Origin of the sequence: Enteroscipio rubneri (assembly GCF_002899715.1) — a bacterium.
Lineage (GTDB): Bacteria > Actinomycetota > Coriobacteriia > Coriobacteriales > Eggerthellaceae > Enteroscipio > Enteroscipio rubneri.
This window is the reverse complement of record NZ_PPEK01000012.1, coordinates 64,574-83,741: the sequence shown is the minus strand read 5'-3', so window position 1 is coordinate 83,741 and position 19,168 is coordinate 64,574. Positions and strand designations below refer to the sequence as shown.

Sequence of the window (19,168 nt, the reverse complement as noted above, 5' to 3'; positions counted from 1 at the left end):
TTAGTCCTCTATCAGTTCCTTCAAATAATTCCTGTATTCCTCAACCAGGCTCTTCGGCCCGGCGATCGTTACCGTCTTGCCCATGCCCGCTATCCATCCGAAGAACTGCTCGCTCTTGCGGATGCGCACGCGGGCACGCGCATATTCGTCATCGATCCGGCTCAGTTCGGCGGCATCGCCGAACCGGTCCATCACTATCTCCACTTTGTCGGCCCGGACCTTCAGCGTAGCTATGACCTCGTCGCCGCCGAACCGGCCGAAGTACTCGTATTTCGCCTCATCGTATACATGATGATTAATCTCATCGTTATGCGAGGCCTTACTATCGGACACCCTCACCTTTCCCATGCGATCCAGGCGGTACTCGGCCATGTTGCCGTGGTCGTCGTCCCAAGCGGTAAGGTAATAGAACCCGTCCGCATAGACGACCTCCACGGGCGTCACGACGTGCGGCCTGCCATCGCGGGTCGCGTAGCGCTTACCGTCGACGTCGCGCCGGTAGTAGGTGAACTCCACCTTTCTGCGGAGCCTCATGGCCTCGTGGATGGCGTCCACGTTGGCGAACACCCCCTCGCTCTTGGTGCGTATCCTGCCCGGGACGTGGATCCTGCGGTCCAGCAGGGCCCTCTGATGGTCGCTCGCCAGCATCTTGATGTTGGTCACCAGCGCGTTCGCCTGCCTGATGGTAAGCGCCCTGCTCGATTGCACCGCGTCGACCATGAGCATGAGCTCGTCGAGCCTGAAGTCGCGCCGGACTATGGCGTACTCCACCGGGTTCCTCTGGAAGGTCCGGATATCGCAGCCGAACTCCATGAGCACCTCGATGTCGCGGTATATGCTCTTGCGCTCGGCCTTGACCCCGAGATGCTCCAGCCTCTCGATGATCTGCCTCATGGACAGGCCGTGCTCGGCATCGGTCTCCTCCTCGAGCATCTGCTTGACGTAGAGGGTCTTAAGCTTGGCCTTGTTGTTGTACGTCACGGGGAAACACCGCCTCCGGCCTTGCGTTTTGTCCGACAAATGCATCCTCACATTCTATCGCAGAACGCGGTTACCGAATAGATGGGTGTCCCATAGTGCCGCCTCCAGGCACCCAGCGGCCACGGCCTCCCGGGTGGCGATTTAGCCCGAGCATCTTCCACACACCCTCCGCCTGCCGTCTCGCCCTGGCTTCCCTTGACCACGCACGCTCGCACGGAACCGAAGGGGCTACAAGGGCCGCGATACTTTTCCGATTTCTTTCGGCGGTGGGAGGGAGGTTTGGATCCCACCGAAACAAACCGCTGCGCTTCGGAAAACTAGCGGCATGGGGATGATCATTCCAAGACATGCCTTCGCTTCCTCCCTTTCCGCTCCCCTCGGACCCGCGCGCTCTCCGTGTCACAAGGCAAGCCACAGGGGCGAGCCGATAAGACTAGGAGGTCACGTTATGAGCAATCTGCACGAGAAGGCAATCGCCGCTTCCGAGAGGTTCCTGGAGCGCAGGGGCTACGAAGTCCTCTCCACCAGCTGGGAGGCACCCGACGGCTTCGGCACCATCGACGTCGTCGCGATGGACGAGGACACCATCGTCTTCGTCACCGTCGAGGCCAAAAACGCCACCGACGGCTTCCCCGAGGAGGACAACGACCGCGTCAAGCGCGAGGCCCTTGCCGCCAAGTGGCTCGCGGAGAACGCCGACCGAGGCGACATCTCGGTCCGATTCGACGCAATCTCGATGATGGTCGTGAGCGAGGACCGAGCCCTCCTGCGCCATCACATCAACCAGCTTTCCACGATGGAGTCCGACGAGGAGTAGCGACCTCCACTCCTCCGAGGAGGAGGCCGGGCGCCCGCAGGGGCGCCCGGCTTTCGTTTGCTCGCACGACGAGCCCATGCCCATGGATCTCCGCGGCACACCTTTCCTTCTTACATCGTACGTTATCGTACGTTTTGTGATATGATGTGTTTGTCGGACAAAAACGTACGATTCCGACGAAATAAGGTTTCGTTGGCGCGGGACTTCCACATCGCCCGCGTCACCGATGCAAGAAGGAAAGGGATTTCCATGCGCACGATTGCCATATCCAACTACAAGGGAGGCGTCGGCAAGACCACCACGGCGGTGAACCTGGCCAGCATCTACGCCTCCCAGGGCAAGAGGGTCCTGTTGATCGACCTCGACCCACAGGCCTCTGCCACGGACTTCTTCGGCCTCTACGAGAGGGCGGCCGCCGAGGACCGCACCTCCATCGAGCTCCTCTACGGAGGACGACCCGTCTCCGAGCTCGCCTACGAGACCGACACCGAGGGGCTCTCCGTGATCCCCTCCACCATCGAGCTGGTGGACCAAAACGAGCTGCTCCTGCGCGAGCAGAGGCTCAAGTTCGCCCTGGACGACGCCTCCGAGGACTACGACGTCTGTCTCATCGACTGCTCCCCGGTCATGAAGCGCCTCGCCTTCAACGCCTACCTCGCCGCTGCCGACAATGGCCTGGTGGTGATTCCCGTGAAGCTTGACTCCACCGTCATGCGCGGCACCGCCCTCACGGTAGAGGCAACCAAGTCGATTGCGGAGGCGCTTAGGATGCCGACGCCGAAGTACCGCATCCTGCGCACCTGCGTCCCAGGACGCATGACCAACGCCGAGTCCACCGGCGCGCAGGTGCTGGACAACTTCTTCCCGCAGTCCCAGTTCGAAACCGTCATCCATGCCAGCTCCAAGGTATGCGAAGGCAGCTGGCAGTGGAAGCCCGTGACGGCCTTCGAGCCCGGCAGCAGACCGGCGCTCGACTACGCGGCGCTCGCCGAGGAGATATCCCATGAGCTCGCCTAGGGACGTGGCCGCAGGCTTCTCCATCACGGGTCTTCTGGACCAATCCTCGAAGACCAGGGAGCGCTACCCCGTCGTAGAGATCGACGTTCGAACCATCGCCGACCACCCCGCTAACGTGACCTACTCCATGGACCGCGAGAGCATCCGCAAGCTCGCCCTCTCCATCGCCGAGAACGGCCTGACGGACATCCCGCTGGTGAGGAAGATGGGCGACGGTTCATGGCAGATGATCTCGGGCCACAGGCGCAAGGCGGCATACGAGCTACTCTCCAGGGAGGACCCCTCGTACGAGAAGATGCCCTGCCGCATCATCGAGGGAATAAGCGACGAGCAGTCCGTGACGCTGCTGCACACGGCGAACTACTTCGTCAGGGCGCTGACCGTTTCGGAGAGGGCCGCCGCGACGAGTGCCCTCGGCATGGAGGTCAGGGCCCTGCGCCAAAGCGACAAGTCCCTCACGGGCATGCGCACCGAGGACGTCAAGGCGAGGATCATCGAGCAGCAGACGGGCCGCAAGGTTTCCGGCAAGACCATCCAGCGCGAGGAGCGCATGGCCCGAAGGATCGCCGAGGACCTCTCCCCGGAATGGGCCGCTGAGGCCGACAGCGGCAACCTCACCGCCGCCGCCGTCGAGGCGCTGAGCAACCTCCCCAAACGCGACCAGTCAGACCTCTACGAGCGCAAGGGACGCGGCTTCGTCAGCAAGAAGCAGCTGTCCGACTACGTGGTCGAGTACGCCGGAAAGAAGCACGTTGCCGACCCGAGGCTCGCGAAGGCCAAGCGCCAGATCGCCGCGTGGCTCGACGAGCCGCACCGCAACGTCACCGACCACGACCTGCGGGCCCTCCGCGAGATAGCGGAGATGACGGCCCGCTTCATGAAGAGATGACCTTCCATGCCGGCCTGGTCCCGTAAGGGGCTCAGGCGGCAAATCCAGCAAGTAGCCCATGGGCGTCAGACAGAAATCTGACAGCCCAAGGCACTTGTTCCGGGCACGTTCGAGCAGCTTTGTCGCGAGCTGTGTGAGGGCTCGCTCCGGAGTACGCCCGGAATAGCAGGCGGCCGCGGTGAAAAGAAAAGCGGCTCACCTGGCGGGGGATCCCCCGCGCCCCTGCTTTAGACAAACCACGACCGCGCGATGCGCGGAGAGCATAGGAGCAAACCATGGCAAAGAAGACCAACAAGGAACAGCGGCTCACCTTCCGCATGGCTCAAGAAGACTACGAGAAGCTGGAGAAGCGCTGCGAGGATGCGGGGCTGACCAAATCCGAGTATCTCCGATACCTCGTGCGAATCCCCCTGGCCACCGAGGAGAACCCCGAGGCGGAGCATGCGATTCTCGTGGACCGAAAGGCGATGAACGCTATGTCCAGGGAGCTGACCAAATGGGGGTACCACTACAACCAGGCAGTCCATGCGATGAACTCCATCAACTACTACGTCGCGCGCGGCACCATCGACCGAGAGTTCATCGGCACCAAGGCGGAGGAGATCGAGGTGGAGCTCGTCACCGTGAACCGCAACGCTGAGCGCCTCGCCTACGAGCTCGGCCAGATGCAGAGCCTTGTTTTGGTGGCTGACAAGTAATGCCAATTCTGAAACCGATATCGGGGCATGGCTCAACCGTCGGAATCAGGCGGTATCTGGAGAAGAAGAACCGCGCGTTAGCAAGGGACTTCTTCAATCTCTCGTGGGACGAACGTAAAGACATCGACACTCCCGAGGACAAGAAAGAGTTTGTGCTCTGGGATGTCGAGATGGATGCGACAAGGGCCGAGTTTGGACATGACGAACCTTGGCATGGAATGAGGGCCAGAACTTTCAAGCACTTCGTCCTCTCCCCGGACCCAGATGACGCCATCGGCCTTGCAGAGCTGCGGGAGCTTTCAGGCGCTTGGGCCCTCAGGTTCTTCCCCGACAACCAAATCGCCATCGTCTACCACGACGACAACGCTCGCGGCATCCCCCATGCCCACATCGTCGTCAATAGTACCAACCTCCTAACTGGCAACAGAATGCACACCGAGCACCCCGAGGACCTTAACCGGGCGCTGCAGGACATGGCGCGGGAGCGAGGACTTTCGGGCCTGTCGAACCAGAGGAAGCCATCTGAGGGCAAGGCTGACGCGGCTGAGAAAAACAAGGTTAACGCGCCCAGGACACGGAGAAACGTCTACCTGGGACGGCAGGAGAGGGAGATCGCCAAGGCGGGCGGATACACCTGGGTCGGCGATATCAGGGCGCGCGTGGCCCTTGCGAAGACCATGGCCACCAGCGAGGCGGAGTTCTTCGCGATCCTGGACGCATTGGACGTGCATGTGGCCGACAACTCTTCGAAGGCGCGCCGGGACGACTGGATCTTCTCGCTTGCGGACTGGCCCTCGAAGAAGGTTTCTGGGGAGCGCCTGGGCTACACCTACGGCAAGCAGATGCTGCAGCGGCGCTTCGACAGGAGCGGGGCATACAGACCCACCGAGAAGTCCGTTGACGAGATCAGGAAGCGCGCCGAAAACGCGATCGAGCTGAACGACCTGGAGGACTTGTCAAAGCTCTCCGCTGCGCTGGAGACTTGCGCGAAGTTCGATGTCGAGTCCCTGGAGGAATTCGATGCTCGCCTCGCTACCCTCTCCCGGCGCGGCCAGATCGGCAGCGAGGGCGCCCAAAGGCTCATGCAGGCAAAGGAGTACATGACCGAGCACAGGCTCATGCCGCAGCAGGTCAGGTACGAACAGAGACAACAGGAGCTTGTCGACAGGCGCAGGTCCAGGGCGAGCCAGAACGAGCAGAGAAGCCTGGCTGCAAGGCAACGCGAGCAACAGCGAAGGAGGAACGAACGATGAACATCAGAATCACCTACCCGGGTGGGCGCATCGATGTGTTTGATACGGGCGCCTATGCCACTTCCGCGCCATTCGACTCGAAGAACATGCTCACGGATTTCGAGATCGGCCTGGGCGACATCGAGGAAGAGGGGCTTTGGCTGGTCGCGAACTACTACGCCGCCAAGCCCGAGTTCCGAAAGGGTGCCGCGGGAATCCCCGTTGCAAGGCGGTCCCGCGGATGGAGATTCCTACTCTCTACCGCGGAGGAGGCAAAGGAGCTATGCGACGTCACCGTCGATGGAGAGATGGTCATCGCGAGGGTCGCCGGTGATGTCTGCAATATGAGGGAGTTCGAGTCAGCCGCGCTCATGCGCATCGGTGCCTCGAACGACGGCGTACTCGAAAGGATAAGGAAGCTGCATGCCTTCATGGTCATAGAAACCGGAGAGGAGAACCCGGCTATCCCCGGAGTGACAAAGACCGCGGTTGAATACGCGTTAGCAGCGATGAAAAAGCAACCGGAGAAGGGCGATGCAAGGGTCGTCTCCGAGGATTGGGGTGATATGGATGAAGCTGATTGGTAAGTGCATCTCAGGATTCATCAGGTGGCTCATCAAAGCCGTATTCAGGTTCATGTAAGACATGGAGAGCAAAGGAGCCTGTCCGTTAGAAAGGACAGGCTCCTTTTATTTGAGCTTTATAATAATTGCGGCCTCATTATTGTCATACACACAATATATTGTGTTTTCATTCTTGCATTATATCTATATGTTGTTTAGTGTGACCATACTGTTATAATGTCCGACGACGGAACATTTGTTTGGAAAGGCGGTTATATGACCAATAACGCAGACTTTGAATCATTCCTGAAGGACATCAACCCGAGCAAGTCCACAATCGACGAAGCAAGCAGGCTTCATCGCAATCTCAGAGAACATCTTAGAACATGCGACAGCTACAAAAATACTCACGTCGACACTTACCTCTCGGGATCCTATGCCAAGCAGACCTTCATTCGCCCAAAGAAGGATTCGGATAGCTGCGATATTGACATCATCGTCGAAACCACCCATTCCATTGACGACTCTCCATACACCGTGCTCTACGAACTCGAAAAGGCGATCAGGGAGCGCAGCTGCTATAAAAGCACCAGGATACAGACCCATTCCGTAGGCGTTGACATGGCGAACTTCCACTTGGATATTGTGCCTTTAGCCAAAGACGAAGATGGCCTGCTGTACATCGGCTCCCGGACAGACGGGACCTGGAAGCGCACCGACCCCAAAGGCCATATCTCCTGGTCCACCGAAGTTAACCAGGGATTCGACAACAACTACAAGCCCCTGGTGAAGATCATGAAATGGTGGCGAAGGGAGCATTGCCCATCATGGGTTAAATTTCCCAAAGGCATCACTCTGGAGAAGATGATTGCCGATAATCTGCCGGAAGCAGGGCTGAATATCGAAGAGCGCGTAATGCAGACGATGGCAAACCTCGCAACTGCATACGTTGACGAGCTTGAATCTCATGGCGTCCCCTTTATCGAGGATCCCGCAATAAGCGGCAACAACCTTGCGGCGAAATACCAGCATTCCGACTTTTCGCAATTCGTGGAGAAGTTGAACCAGCACCTCACGCTTTTGGCCGAGAATGGCACTTCCAACGATACGTGGAAGACCATCCTCGGCGACAACTTCCCTACAGGAGACGCATCCGCCGGCTCCATGTCTCTCGTGAAAGCCATGAGCCAAGACGCCGCGTTGAAAGTGGGCCACAGGCAGAAACTCGCTTATCCCATGCAGGCACCGAAGCCAAACGCGACCATTACGGCAACCGTCACCCTGCCTTCTGGGGAGTCGTTCGATCTTGTCAATGACGGGCCCGCCATACCAAAAGGATCAAAGGTTGTGTACAGGGTGAACTGCGGTCCGGTTAAAGGCGGTTCCGTCAAGTGGCAGGTCACAAACACCGGAGAAGAAGCCCTGCGCGTTTGCCGTAGAGGCGGATTCGAGATACCAAACGAAGGTAAGACTTCAAGACGCGAGGAGACAGCGTACACAGGAAAGCACTATGTGCAGTGTTTCGTGGTGAGGAAAGGCTATTGCGTCCGCTGGAGCAACCCGTTCTTCATCAACGTGGAATAGGAGAACCTATGGATAATCCATCCGCAATCATCGATGCCGCAGTAGCCGTTTTCGGTTATCTCGATCTCGCGATTCGTCTATTCGGCCTCCTAGCTCTTGTCGCCATCGTGCTTGGCGCTTTCGCTGGCGTAACCCAGGCCCTGTGGAGATTCGGACTAGCATTGTTCGGCAAGAAGATTCTGGTCGTAGCAGGGGAAAACGACTATCGCGACATCTGCGAAGACCTCACTGATTCGGGGCTTATAAAGAACAAGAATATCCAGCGTGTCTCCAGCAAGCACGTTGATAAGGCCCATGACGCCCTGCTGCTGATTGTCGTTTATGGTTATCTGGAGCCAGATGATTTCGAGTCGGTTGTCCGCGCCAAGAACTCGCGCTGCGGCCTAATCGTTCACTGTCCACCAGAAAAAGGCCGCATCACAGAGCAGGAGATGAACCTGCTCAGCAGAACCCCGTTCACAGCACTTTGCAATTTCAGGGGAAGAATGGTTAACGATGTTCTTCTCATGATGCTCTCAACATCTTTCAAGAGAAAAGACCTCGGTTAATCCCCAGAGCAAACGAAGGGCGCGGTTCAACCGCGCCCTTGCCATATCTACAGGTCTTCGTCCCGTCCGAGGATCCTCTTAACCTCGGCGAACATGGCGTCGATCTGCTCTCTGTCGTAACGGGCTGACGATGCCCTCGCAGTGTCGTCGTCGAGATCGTTATCCAGCAGCTCAGAGAAAGACGCGCCTCCAAAGCGATTGGTGGCGAGCTCCTCAACGGCCTCGATGAACTCCTCGAGGTCCTCGGCTCGGATCGCAACGCCGCCGAGCACCATTGGATCTCGGTCGGTCTTGTACATGTCAGTGATGATCAGGGTCTTGTTCAGGAGAGAGTAGTCTTTATTGTTCATCGTAACCTCCATTTCGTTTAGGCAATTCTAGCGGTCGTTTCATCGCGCAGTGTCCCATACTCGCCCTTCTCCATTCCTGAAGCATACCCTGCATATTCCCTCCGAGGCTCATGTCGATCCATCATCCGCAGCTAGCCTTCGTATGGCGCGCAGCTCACGAGCAAGGGCGTTGCTCGTCGCCATCAGGTTGATTGTCGAGAAGCCGTCTTGAAAGATGGTCAGGTATCCCAGCTCTTCCATTCGCATCAGCGATGCAGCTGCGGCAGTAATGCTGCGTGAATCATGATTCGGCCTCCATCGCATAGACGACTGTCCTCGAGTTGCTCGTCTCGTACGAGCACGTGACGAAGGCGAATACCTGTCTGCCGGAACGGTATCCGTCAAGCACGACCTCGCTCTCCGCCTCCTCTGCGGCCATGTACTCTTCCAGCTCCTCCTGCTCGCCGAAACTCAGGCGCACGTTCTTCTTGTTGGCGTTGATGACGTTGACGAGCACAGGCTCGAGATGCAGGGTTCGATCAGGCGTGTACAAGATGATCTCAGCATGTTCCTCGGCAAAAGGCCTGCTGCTGTAACCCGCCAGCGGGGCGAACATCGTCCCGTCCGACATGTGGTGCCCGTAGACCATGACTAGGGGGCTTTCCAGACCCTCCTCGCAGCCGTTGGCAACGTAGGGAGTGCCCCATGCGGAATATCTCCCCTCCGCATCGTGGAATAGGTAGAATCCCGGGTCCTCGTCGAATCCCCTGACAACCGGATAGTCGATGGTGGTGCCAGGCACGTAGACCCATGCGATTACGCTGTCCGGGAGCGAACCCCAGTCGATGACTCTGTCCTGGCCCTCCTCATCTTGATCCGTGATTGCACGTTGGTAGGTCGGGGAGGGGTTCTGCTCTACCCCGCCCTGCCCCAACACGAACATGGCGACTCCTGCCACAATCGCCAGGCACGAGAGTGCGACAAGCGCTTTCTTTGTTCCGTTCTTCATATACAGAGAAAAAGGGCTGCGAGGCGCAATGGCCTCGCAGCCCTCCCGTTTACTCGGTCACCTCCTCATCGGGCTCGGATTCGCCAGCATCCCCCTTCTTGCGACGGCCCATGAGCGCAAGTGCCGCTGCGCCCGCACCGGCGAGGACTGCACCTACGAGCGCCAAAATGCCGATGGTGCTGACGGGTGCGGTTGCTCCGGTCTTGTCGTAAGGGGTCTTGGGAACCTCAGGTGTGTCAGGGTTGTCGACGACGACGGTCTGTCCCGCGTCGTCGATATCCTGGTGGGCCGCCGCAAGGTTACCCTCGGCGGTCAGGCACTCCTCGAATGCGACGAGATAGTCGCCTTCGTTGAGCGAAGATGCATCGAACTCGAAGGTCACGTCAACGGTGCCGTTGGCCTTCTCTGCTACGAACTCAGCGGAAGCCACGACGGGGTTCCCTTCTGCGTCGGCGAGCGCCTCTCCGGTGGACTTCACCATGAGGGTGCCGTGGACGGTGTAGGTATCGCCCGCGACGAGGCCCTTGTACTCGACGGTGTCGATGAGCTTCACCTTGCCGGTGACGATGATCTGGTCGCCGTCGGCGGCATCGGTGAGCTTGGTGCCGATCTCGGCCACGGTCACGGTCTGGCCCTCGTCGGAAGGATCCTCGTGGGATGCGAGCTGGACATCTGCCGCGAAAAGCTTCTCGAAGACCACCAGGCTTTTGCCGCCAAGGCCGGTGCCGTCGAAGGCGATCTCCACTGCCTGGGTGCCATCGGCCTCGTCAGGGGTGAAGGTGGCGCTGCCGGTCACCTGCTTTTCCACCAGGCCGTCCTCGACCATGACGGGCTCCCCGGTCTCGGCATCGACCAGGGTCGCCTCAAGCGTGTACTCGGTGCCGGGGACGAGGCCCTCGTAGGCCACCTCGTCGACCACGGTGATCTCGGTGCCGGTCACCAGCTTGTCGCCGTCGGCTTGGTCGGCGGCGGTGGTGCGGATGTCCAGGAAGTGGACGGTCTGGTCCTTGTCGCTGATGTCGGCGTGCACTGCGACCTCGATGCCGTCGGAGACCATGGATTCGAAGGCAACGATGTCCTCGCCCGCGAGCAGGCTGGAGTCGAAGGTGAACTCGAGCTGGACCTCGCCGGCCTTCAGCCTGGGCTTGAAGGTCTTGGTGGCGGTGATGGCGTTGCCGTCCGCGTCGAGCAGGGCCTGTCCGGTGGACTTCACCATGAGGGTTCCGGTTACGGTGTACTCGGTGCCGTCGTTCTTGAGGTTCTCGTACCAGACGGTGTCGACCAGGGTGGTCTCGGCGGAAGCCTGGGCCACGTGGTCGCCGTCGGCCTTGTCGGTCTCCTCGGTCTGGATCTTCGGACCCTCCTTGTCGTCGAGGCTCATCCACACGGGCTTGGCCGCGGTGGAGTCGCGCTCGATCACGAAGGTCTTGGTCACCAGGTCATAGCCCTCGTTGGAGTCGCTGCGGAGCTCTTCCAGGACGTACTTGCCGTAAGGGAGCGCGGAGAGACCGTCATCGACTGCGGCGTTGGAGCCATCCTCGCCAAGGGAGAACCAGATGCCCGCCTTAGAGTCCATGTCAGACGCCTTGATGCTCTCGGAGGAGAGCAGGCCGTCGTTGCCGTTGGTGTTGTCGCTGTGCTTGTTCCAGGATGAGGCCGTGGAGACGTTGCCGTTCTTGTCGGTCACGAGGACGTGGGACTCGCCGGTTGAGACGTTGGTCACCTTGAAGGCCACCTGCAGGGATGCGTTGGTGTCCTCGGCCATCTTCACGATCTCCAGGTCGTTTCGGACCACCTGGTCGAAGAACTCCAGGGGCCTCTCGAGCCTGTCGCCTGCGACCAGCGCGCCCTCTGCCCTCACCTGGAAGGTGCGTGGCCCTCCGTCGGTGAGCAGGTAGGAGTCGTTGGCCTTCGTTTCCTGGATGGTGTAGGTGCCGTAGGGAAGCTCGTCGGCAGCGGTCTGGGCGGTGTATGCCCCCGCTTCGTCGTTCCATGCGGTCGCGATGGTCTCGATGACGTCGCCGGGCTCGAACCACTTGTCGCCAACGAGGACCTTGTGCTCGGATGCGTTGGTGATGGTGAACTCGATGCCGGAGAGGGTGGAGCCGGTGGTCAGGGTGTCATGGGAGTTGCCGCCCAGGGCCTCGGACGCCTGGAGCTCGACGTCGGACTTCGTCACGCACACGCCACCGCGGATCACGTCGTCGTCGCAGGGGCTGCCGGTGAGGTCGACGACCTGTCCGTCAGAATCGATCTCGGCCTTGGCGGACCAGTCGGACACGAGGTAGCCCTCGGGAGCCTCGGACTCGACCACGGTGTACGTGCCGCAAGGCAGCGCGTTGGAGGCAGTCTTGGCGATATACGCGCCGGCGCCGCCGTCCCAGTGTCCGGTAATGGTCTTCACCACCTCGCCGCTTGCGTAGTAACGGCCGTCGACGAGGGCGTACTTGCCGGAGGAGTTGACGATGTCGTACTTGGCGCCGCTAAGCGTGGCGTCGCCCTGGGGCTCGGCCCCTGCCTGGGAGTCAACCTTGGCCACCTTCAGGCCCCCCTTGTCCCAGGTGAAGCTCATGAGCACCTGGGTGGCAGGGCCCGTGTGGATGCAGAAGGCCTCGAAGCCGGTGGACACCTTGCCCTTGCTCGCCTTGATGGACTTCCAGGTTTTGCCGAGCAGCTCGCTGCGTGCCCAGTCCTCGAAGTCGCCGTTGGTGCCGAAGACGGCATCGGCCTTGGAGCCCTGGTAGGCATAGGCCAGGATCACATGGCTTGCGGCCTTGTACTTGTCGGCGCTCCACCCGCTGCCGTCGTACCAGGAGTCGGGGAACATGGATGCGTCGAAGCCGGGCGCGCCGTAGCTGAACCACATGGCCGCGATGAGGTCGGTGTCGCTCACGCCGCTCTTGCTGTAGGTGCCGGGAGCAGGGGTGCTGGCCTGGGGATCCGCGCAGTACGCGACCTCGCCGTCGGCATACATATGGGTCGTGGAATAGCCCGCATACGGGATGTCGTCGCCGATGGTGACGTTGACGCTGCCTGCCGCGAATGCATTCATGGGCGTGGCTACGCACACGCTCAATACGAGGGCCATGCTCATGACGACCCTGATGATCTTGGAGGATACGATTCTCTCCGTGGTCTTCGCTTTCATCATGCGCCTCCTAGAACGGGATGTCTTCTCGGCTCATGGACGAGCGGCCTGCGTTGCCTGCAAGCTCGCGGGAGCCTTCGCGGGCGCCCTTCGCCCTCTCGGAGAGCGATGCGAGGTAACGCTCCCTGCCTGAGTCGAGCGCCTCCTTGAGCTGGCCCGGCATGACCTTCACGGTGTCCTTGACGGGGCGTCCCGACTCGTCGGTCACGGGGTTGCCGTCCGGGTCCATGACGGTGCGCTTGAGCCAGACCTCCTTGTCGGCCAGCAGCGGGATGTCCCTGAAGTCCTCGCCCTTGAAGCGCGACTCGTTCACGAACAGGGGGCTGAACTGGTAGAAGCTCAGATCCATGCCGTCCATCACCGTGTCGCGGGGCAGGGTCACGGAGTTGAACTTGCCCATCTGGCCCGTCTTCTTGTCGAAGTACTCGATTCCCTCCCTCACGAAGCTCTTGTGCACGGTGATGTAAACGTTCTTCTTGTCTTCCATGCGTGTTTCTCCTTTGCTTGTCTATTCGCCGGGCAATGTGGAAGTCCCGGCTCGTCTTCGATCGTCAACCCTTGCCGCATCTCAAGGGCATCACCTCCCTCCGCCTAAGGCCGTGCCTAGAAGCCGCTCACGATGTCTCGGGCCCAGGCTCCGCTTCGGACCAGGGACAGGACCAGCAGCACGCACATGGCCAGGTATTGGAGCGCGTACGTCAGGCCGCTCGCGATGGTGTCCACCGGCGTGCCCGTGCCGGGGTTGACGCTCACGATTCCCCCCAGCACGACTGGGAAGGAGATGAGCAGGACCAGGATGATCAGACCCGCCACGCACACGGCGAGGAAGCTCTTGAGGTAGCCGATGCCGATCTGCCTGGTGTGCTCGAACCCCAGGAAGGCAAGCGGGATCGGGCTGAAGGCCGCCATGATGTAGAGCTGGATGGCTCGCGCCCAGCAGACGACGAGGGCGACGATATAGGCCACCAGCACCACCAGCCAGCTGATGAGGGAGACGACGAGCATTGCCATGAGGGCCGACACGTCGTCCTCGGTGGTGACGATGGAGACCTCGGCGAGGCTCATGGCCCCGCCCGTTCCGAAGAGTCCCTCGACCCTGTCGACCGCAAGTCCGATGACCTCGTAGATCGCGGCCATGATGTCGAAGCTGTTCTGGATGAGGAACAAGAACACGGCGAAGAACACGAGCAGGAACACGACCTCCTTGACGCCCGGCATGCTCTGGTTGCCGTCCATGCGCTGGGAGATCTCGATGAGCTTCAAGGTGAACACCAGTCCGAGGACGCCGCATCCGATGGGGAGTATCGCCACCTGCCAGGTGCCCCTGGCGATGTCGTACATGGAGACGTCGCTTGAGCTCTGGAGCATCGAGGAGAAGGGGGCGTCGAGGATTCCCTCGTATCCGATCGAGCCGAGGACGCTCACCTGCGCGTGGAACATCCAGTTGCTCCATTCGCGGAGGAGGTCGCAGAGCCACGAGTTGATGTCGTCGGCGATCGACGCGTAGGCGTTCTGACATGGCACGAGCGTGAGGACCAGGAAGGCCAGGGCGATGACGAAGGCGAGCTTGAACTCCCTCTGCCCCGTTATGCGCTTGACCGCCGCGATCATAGGGCGCTCAGCTCTTTGGTGGTCTGGTCGTAGCGGAGCTGGACCAGGGTGCTGGCCCCGTCGTTGAGCGTGAACGAGGTCGTCACGGTCTTGCCGTTGCAGTCGATGTAGACCTCGCCGTCCCATGCCGCGGACGTTGCGTAGGGAGAGCGCTTCGACGCCCAGGCCGAAAGCGCGTTGGAGATGCTCTCGTCGTCTGATTCGAGGAGCTCGTTGAGCTTGTCCGAATGCGCAGAGAGGGTGATCTTGGCGTCTGGCGCCGCGTCGAGGGTGTAGGTGGTCGAGAGCGCGAAGGCGTCGCAGGTGATGGAGACCTCCTCGGTCGACGCATCGATCCTCATCACGCCTTGGGCGGGGGCGTCCCTCGGGGTTTTCGTCGTGGTCACGTTGACGGAGATCCCGCCAGCGTCCGATCGCTCGGAGACGACCTCGTAGTAGGTCACCGAGGTGGAGTCGCCCTCGCGTTCGATGACAACCCCGTCGGCGATGGTCATCGTCTTCGAGCCGCCGTCGGCGCTCCAGGCTGTTCCAAGGTAGCTCTTGATGCTGTCGGCATCGGCCTTCTGGGCTGATTCCTTTTCCTGCCCGGTTGCCGGGTCCTCCGAGGGCTGCATGGCGCAGCGGGCAACCCCCGAGCCCGCGAGCAGCACCAGCGCTCCGATTGCGCACGCCAGCATGAGTCTCTTCTTGTTCATTGGGCTTGCTCCTTTCGTCATACCTTGCGCAGCGCGCAGGTGAAGTAGTCGATTCCCGTTCCTATGCAGCACACGGCTCCGGTATGGGGCTCGTGGATGTACTTGTTCTCTCCTATGTAGATGGCCACGTGCCCCGGCTTGTAGAGGATGTCTCCTGGCTGCGCTTGGGACAGGGGGATGTGCGTGAGCTCGCTGTACTGGCTCTCCGTGTAATGGCTGATGGCGATCCCGGCCTGCCTGTAGCAGTATTGGGTGAGTCCGCTGCAGTCCAGGCCCCTGCCGGGAGTCGAACCGCCCCATACGTATGGGACGCCGAGCTGGCTGTAAGCGGCCGCCACGATAGTGTTCGCGTTCGCCCTCGAGCTCTTGAGGTCCTCGACCGTCATGGTGTCGAACCTTCTCAGGCCGTAGGTGTCCATCACGGACTTGAGGCTCTCGACATAGGTCGAGCTCGTGGCCCAGCCCGCATCCTTCAGGCCCTCCGCCATGAGGTCCGAGTCATGCTTCTCCATGGCCTCGCGGATGGTTGCGTTGTTCGCATACGTTCCGGCTTGAAGGAAGACCCTGCTCTTGAACTTGATGCAGTCGACGTCGGACTTGAACACCGTGAAATACGCGGTGATCGCCGTGTGGACGCCGGCCGTGTACTCCTCGCTGGTCACCCAGGCGCTCTTTCCTGCGACCTCGGGGCAGCCCGCGAAGCTCCCCGCCCACTTCATGCCGAAGAGGTTGTGGTCTCGCGTCGCAAGCCTGCTCATGGTGTCGCCCTGGCCGCTCTCCACGATGATCTGCGCGAGGGTGCAGCCGGCGGGATGCCCGTACTTCTCCTGGCATTCGAGCGCGGCCTCGACCATCTCATAGGTGATGTAGGGCGGCAGGCCATCTAGCGATTGCTTGTTCGCCTCGTTTTCCCAGAAGCCGAACAGGGCGCTGACAAGGTTGCTGACGATCAGGACGCCGATGACGAAGGCGGCGATGGCCGCGAGCGATCCGAGCGCGATTGAGGCGCCGGCCCCGCCCGCTGCGCCGAACGCAGCGGCGCCGGAGGACGAGACGGCGGCCTGGGAGGCCGCAGCCGCGGATTGGGCCGCCGCGACCCTGGACGCCTCCGCCGTCGCCGCGGCAGACGATGCGCTGGCGCCTTGCTTGGCGCCCAGCGCGGTGGCGGACTTGGCCCCCGCCCTTCTGGCTGTCCTCCTCGAGGCGATGCGCCCCTTGATCGCCTTGGCGGATCGATGGGCGTCGTAGGCCTTGGAGCTCCCTTCGAGCTCCTCGCTGTCGTCGAGCTCGTCGACGGCCATCCTCGCAAGCATCTCCTTGGCGGCTACCGCCTTGGCCATGCCGCTCTTCCCGGCTGCGGACTCGGCGATAGCTGCCTCTTCCGCCTTCGAGGCGAAGGTGCGCCTATGCCCCCTCGCTTGCCCCGTCGTGCGTTCCGCGGCTTCCCTGACGCCCGCTGCGCTCTTCCTCTCGGTGAGGGTCGATAGCATCTGGGCCTCGTCGTCGGTGATGGTGCCGGTGTTCGCCAGGGTGGCCTTCTCGTTGGTGACGAGGTCGGCCATGGACGTGCCATCGTTTTGGGACAAGGCGTTTGCCTTCGTCACTTCGCACCGCCGATCGGGCCCTCGCGCATGGAGCGCTCCGCGATCGCCGCGGGCTTGGTGTCGAACAGCTTGAAGAGCTCTCCCTTGGGGAAGTCGTCCTTGATCGGGACTCGGATGCCGCCTGCAACGAGGAGGCCCTCGCCGGCCTTGATGGACTCGTCGATGAAGCCCCTCTCTGCCGTGGAGAGGTCGAGCATCTCCGTCCATGCCTCGAGGTCGGCGGGGCCCTGCTTGTGGAGCAGGAAGAAGTCCGAGTTGATCACCATGTCTCGCGCGTTGGCGTTGAGCAGCATGTGCGAGGTGTTCTGGGATATTCCGGTGCAGATGAGGCCGAACTTTCGGCCCTCGCGCCAGAGCCTGGCGAAGTAGTCGACGATGGTCGGGTGCCCGAAGAGGGACTGGACCTCGTCGATGTAGAGCCACGTTACGACATCCCTGGGAGGCGTGACCATGACGCGGTTCCTCACCATCTCCAAGGCGGTGAGCATGCCGAACACCTTCATGTTCTGGCCCAGCTCGTGCATGTCGATGTTGGTGATCCTGTTCTCGAAGCCGACGTTGCTCTGGCCGTTGAAGAAGCTGAAGGCGCCATGGACGTAGCGCTCGTAGCGAAGCGCGATGTCCCTGGCCTCGGCCTCGGGCTGCTCCGCGAGGATGGCATGGAAGTCCTCCAGGGTCGGGAGCCTGTCTTCGAGGGCGCAGCGGTCGTAGGCCAGGCCGACGCACCTCGTGATGATGGACCTGTCGTTCTCCGGCAGGCCTTCCGATCCCTCGGCCATGAGCGCGGACGAGAGGGCCAGGATCGCGTCTGTCTTGTAGGCGAGCTTGGTCGCGTCGCTGCGGTCCGATACGGCAGCCGTATCGAACGGGTTGAGCGTCGTGTCGGTTCCCGGCGCAAGGCGGATGTTCGCTCCCCCCAAGGCGCTGATGAGGTTGCCGTACTCTCCGGCCGGGTCGAAGATGATCACCTCGTCGCCGGGATGCGCGAGGATGGTATTCGTGATCTCCCTCTTGACGGAGAAGGACTTGCCGCTGCCGGGCTTTCCGCAAACGAAGCCCATCGGGCTCGCAAGGAGTCCTCGGTCGCAGATGACGAGGTTTCCCGACTGCTTGGACTGGCCGTAGTAACCGCCGCCGGGCTGGTTCAGCTCCTGGCTTGCGAACGGCATCTGCATGGCGATCTGGCCGGTCGTCAGGTACCTGAAGACGTCGACGTGGTTGTTGCCCAGGGGAAGAACCGAGTTGAGCGCCTCGCGCTGCCGCAGGTAGAGCGGCTCCACGCCCAGCGAGTTGCCCTGGGCGACGCTCACGATCTGCTCGACCTGCCTGTCGAGCTCCTCCAGGGTCGGCGCATAGGTGTAGATGAGGCCCGTGTAGCGGAAGAGCCTCTCGTTCTTGTTCCTGAGGAAGTCGAGGAGCTCCTCGGCCTCCTCCTTCGAGTAGCGGAGCTCAGGGGGCAGGATGGTGTAGTCGTAGCCCTTCCTCACCGCGGTTCGCTGCTCGTCGATGATCTCCTTGTCCATCCAGTCGAGCTGGCCCTTCACCAGGGCGAGCGCATCGGATTGAGCCAGGGGCCGGGCATGGATGTTGACGGACAGCGGGATCGGGAGGTCGATGATGTTTGCGATGTAGTAGTCTTCGAGCACCGATCCGAAGCTCTTGATGAGCAGGACTTGGCAATAGACGTCGTCCACCCTGAATGCGTCCGCCCTGCCCTGGGGCTTGAAGTCGATGAGCATGGGCGCGATGAGGTCCTTGGTGCGCAGGCTCGACTTGTGGGACAGTTTGTCCCAGTCGAAGGTGAACTCGCTTTTCGGCCTGAGCTGCGACTGAAGTGCGCGCAGGCGCTCGGTGCCGTCGAGGGCGTGCGCCTGGCACCGGACTCGCGAGAGGGTCTGGATGCAGTCGCCCTTGATGCGCGAGAGCTTTGGGATTGCGCCGTCGACGTCGGCGGCGCCGACCATGTAGGTCAGGTACCTGTGGCGCTCGAGGTTGGAGAAGCCCTCCCTCATCTTGTCGTTGAGGATGCCGTTGTACTCCTCGACGTACTTGGAGGTCGCTTCGTCGCCCTTTTCGAAGAACGCCCTCTTGCCGATCTCCCTGTCGGGAATGGGCACGTTTGCGATGGTGAGCTGGAAGCAGGTGTCCGCGCTGAAGTAGTTGTACAGGCTCGATAGCACGGTGAATACGTTCTCCTGGTTCTCCTTTCTTGCGGATTGGTAGCTGATGTCGGAGAACTCGATGGTCTGGCTGAAGAGGCCGTCCTCCACCTGGGCTATGCCGTCCTTGTACATGGCGTCGTAGCCGATGTATCGCAATACGTCTTTCGCCGAGCGCCTGAGCCTCTTCTGGGATTTCGCCTTCTCGTCGCTCGCCTTCTTGGTCTTGCTGGCCTTGCCGGCGCCCCCAAGGAGCAGCGCCAGCATCCCGGGCCTGGCCTGCG

General features: G+C 61.2%; 17 protein-coding genes. 8 read left to right on the top strand and 9 right to left on the bottom strand.

What is annotated here, in order from left to right:
- Positions 1-981 (bottom strand): helix-turn-helix transcriptional regulator, encoded by a 981-nt coding sequence (locus C2L71_RS09605; RefSeq protein WP_103265552.1) that lies wholly within the window; start codon positions 979-981, stop codon positions 1-3.
- 448 nt (positions 982-1,429) lie between these two features.
- On the opposite strand from C2L71_RS09605, the gene C2L71_RS09600 reads away from it, so the two are divergent.
- The 8 genes from C2L71_RS09600 (at position 1,430) to C2L71_RS09565 (ending at position 8,329) form a co-directional block, all read left to right on the top strand.
- Positions 1,430-1,798: a YraN family protein gene (locus C2L71_RS09600; RefSeq protein ID WP_103265544.1), complete on the top strand. Its 369-nt coding sequence runs from the start codon at positions 1,430-1,432 to the stop codon at positions 1,796-1,798.
- A gap of 249 nt (positions 1,799-2,047) precedes the next feature.
- Positions 2,048-2,815: a ParA family protein gene (locus C2L71_RS09595; RefSeq protein WP_103265543.1), complete on the top strand. Its 768-nt coding sequence runs from the start codon at positions 2,048-2,050 to the stop codon at positions 2,813-2,815.
- On the top strand, positions 2,802-3,704 hold the full coding sequence (locus C2L71_RS09590) for a ParB/RepB/Spo0J family partition protein (RefSeq protein ID WP_103265542.1): 903 nt from the start codon (positions 2,802-2,804) through the stop codon (positions 3,702-3,704). The genes C2L71_RS09595 and C2L71_RS09590 overlap by 14 nt, the downstream gene beginning before the upstream one ends.
- A 275-nt stretch (positions 3,705-3,979) precedes the next feature.
- Positions 3,980-4,402: a plasmid mobilization protein gene (locus tag C2L71_RS09585; RefSeq protein WP_039689003.1), complete on the top strand. Its 423-nt coding sequence runs from the start codon at positions 3,980-3,982 to the stop codon at positions 4,400-4,402.
- Positions 4,402-5,655: a relaxase/mobilization nuclease domain-containing protein gene (locus tag C2L71_RS09580; protein WP_103265541.1), complete on the top strand. Its 1,254-nt coding sequence runs from the start codon at positions 4,402-4,404 to the stop codon at positions 5,653-5,655. Before C2L71_RS09585 ends, C2L71_RS09580 begins: the two co-directional genes overlap by 1 nt.
- Positions 5,652-6,221 (top strand): hypothetical protein, encoded by a 570-nt coding sequence (locus C2L71_RS09575; protein ID WP_103265540.1) that lies wholly within the window; start codon positions 5,652-5,654, stop codon positions 6,219-6,221. The genes C2L71_RS09580 and C2L71_RS09575 overlap by 4 nt, the downstream gene beginning before the upstream one ends.
- Before the next feature lie 252 nt (positions 6,222-6,473).
- Complete coding sequence (locus tag C2L71_RS09570) at positions 6,474-7,781, top strand: SMODS domain-containing nucleotidyltransferase (RefSeq protein ID WP_103265539.1); 1,308 nt, start codon at positions 6,474-6,476, stop codon at positions 7,779-7,781.
- 8 nt (positions 7,782-7,789) lie between these two features.
- Positions 7,790-8,329 carry a hypothetical protein gene (locus C2L71_RS09565; protein ID WP_103265538.1) on the top strand — a complete coding sequence of 180 codons (540 nt, stop codon included), beginning with the start codon at positions 7,790-7,792 and terminating at the stop codon, positions 8,327-8,329.
- A gap of 47 nt (positions 8,330-8,376) precedes the next feature.
- On the opposite strand, the gene C2L71_RS09560 is transcribed toward C2L71_RS09565, so the two are convergent.
- The 8 genes from C2L71_RS09560 to C2L71_RS09525 form a co-directional block, all read right to left on the bottom strand.
- Positions 8,377-8,679 carry a hypothetical protein gene (locus C2L71_RS09560; RefSeq protein ID WP_129588501.1) on the bottom strand — a complete coding sequence of 101 codons (303 nt, stop codon included), beginning with the start codon at positions 8,677-8,679 and terminating at the stop codon, positions 8,377-8,379.
- A gap of 280 nt (positions 8,680-8,959) precedes the next feature.
- A complete protein-coding gene (locus C2L71_RS09555) occupies positions 8,960-9,601 on the bottom strand; it encodes a class B sortase (RefSeq protein WP_239926595.1) in 642 nt (213 codons plus the stop codon).
- Positions 9,602-9,716: 115 nt separating this feature from the next.
- Positions 9,717-12,818, bottom strand: coding sequence for a VaFE repeat-containing surface-anchored protein (locus C2L71_RS09550; protein ID WP_239926593.1), 3,102 nt, complete (start codon positions 12,816-12,818; stop codon positions 9,717-9,719).
- 7 nt (positions 12,819-12,825) lie between these two features.
- Complete coding sequence (locus tag C2L71_RS09545; protein WP_103265535.1) at positions 12,826-13,302, bottom strand: DNA gyrase; 477 nt, start codon at positions 13,300-13,302, stop codon at positions 12,826-12,828.
- A gap of 116 nt (positions 13,303-13,418) precedes the next feature.
- Positions 13,419-14,426, bottom strand: a complete 1,008-nt coding sequence (locus C2L71_RS09540; RefSeq protein WP_103265534.1) for a VirB6/TrbL-like conjugal transfer protein, CD1112 family — start codon at positions 14,424-14,426, stop codon at positions 13,419-13,421.
- Positions 14,423-15,121 (bottom strand): hypothetical protein, encoded by a 699-nt coding sequence (locus tag C2L71_RS09535; RefSeq protein WP_039689021.1) that lies wholly within the window; start codon positions 15,119-15,121, stop codon positions 14,423-14,425. The genes C2L71_RS09540 and C2L71_RS09535 overlap by 4 nt, the downstream gene beginning before the upstream one ends.
- Before the next feature lie 17 nt (positions 15,122-15,138).
- A complete protein-coding gene (locus C2L71_RS09530) occupies positions 15,139-16,707 on the bottom strand; it encodes an NlpC/P60 family protein (protein ID WP_420841323.1) in 1,569 nt (522 codons plus the stop codon).
- 14 nt (positions 16,708-16,721) lie between these two features.
- Positions 16,722-19,151, bottom strand: coding sequence for a VirB4-like conjugal transfer ATPase, CD1110 family (locus C2L71_RS09525; protein WP_420841325.1), 2,430 nt, complete (start codon positions 19,149-19,151; stop codon positions 16,722-16,724).
- Positions 19,152-19,168: the final 17 nt, after the last annotated feature.

What these genes read in the sequence shown, in the direction of transcription:
- C2L71_RS09585 (WP_039689003.1), top strand. Translation starts at nt 3,980, where the DNA reads ATGGCAAAGAAGACCAACAAGGAACAGCGGCTCACCTTCCGCATGGCT.
- C2L71_RS09565 (WP_103265538.1), top strand. Translation starts at nt 7,790, where the DNA reads ATGGATAATCCATCCGCAATCATCGATGCCGCAGTAGCCGTTTTCGGT.
- C2L71_RS09575 (WP_103265540.1), top strand. Translation starts at nt 5,652, where the DNA reads ATGAACATCAGAATCACCTACCCGGGTGGGCGCATCGATGTGTTTGAT.
- C2L71_RS09525 (WP_420841325.1), bottom strand. Translation starts at nt 19,151, where the DNA reads ATGCTGGCGCTGCTCCTTGGGGGCGCCGGCAAGGCCAGCAAGACCAAG.
- C2L71_RS09550 (WP_239926593.1), bottom strand. Translation starts at nt 12,818, where the DNA reads ATGATGAAAGCGAAGACCACGGAGAGAATCGTATCCTCCAAGATCATC.
- C2L71_RS09600 (WP_103265544.1), top strand. Translation starts at nt 1,430, where the DNA reads ATGAGCAATCTGCACGAGAAGGCAATCGCCGCTTCCGAGAGGTTCCTG.
- C2L71_RS09540 (WP_103265534.1), bottom strand. Translation starts at nt 14,426, where the DNA reads ATGATCGCGGCGGTCAAGCGCATAACGGGGCAGAGGGAGTTCAAGCTC.
- C2L71_RS09560 (WP_129588501.1), bottom strand. Translation starts at nt 8,679, where the DNA reads ATGAACAATAAAGACTACTCTCTCCTGAACAAGACCCTGATCATCACT.
- C2L71_RS09545 (WP_103265535.1), bottom strand. Translation starts at nt 13,302, where the DNA reads ATGGAAGACAAGAAGAACGTTTACATCACCGTGCACAAGAGCTTCGTG.
- C2L71_RS09535 (WP_039689021.1), bottom strand. Translation starts at nt 15,121, where the DNA reads ATGAACAAGAAGAGACTCATGCTGGCGTGCGCAATCGGAGCGCTGGTG.
- C2L71_RS09595 (WP_103265543.1), top strand. Translation starts at nt 2,048, where the DNA reads ATGCGCACGATTGCCATATCCAACTACAAGGGAGGCGTCGGCAAGACC.
- C2L71_RS09570 (WP_103265539.1), top strand. Translation starts at nt 6,474, where the DNA reads ATGACCAATAACGCAGACTTTGAATCATTCCTGAAGGACATCAACCCG.
- C2L71_RS09580 (WP_103265541.1), top strand. Translation starts at nt 4,402, where the DNA reads ATGCCAATTCTGAAACCGATATCGGGGCATGGCTCAACCGTCGGAATC.
- C2L71_RS09555 (WP_239926595.1), bottom strand. Translation starts at nt 9,601, where the DNA reads ATGTTCGTGTTGGGGCAGGGCGGGGTAGAGCAGAACCCCTCCCCGACC.
- C2L71_RS09590 (WP_103265542.1), top strand. Translation starts at nt 2,802, where the DNA reads ATGAGCTCGCCTAGGGACGTGGCCGCAGGCTTCTCCATCACGGGTCTT.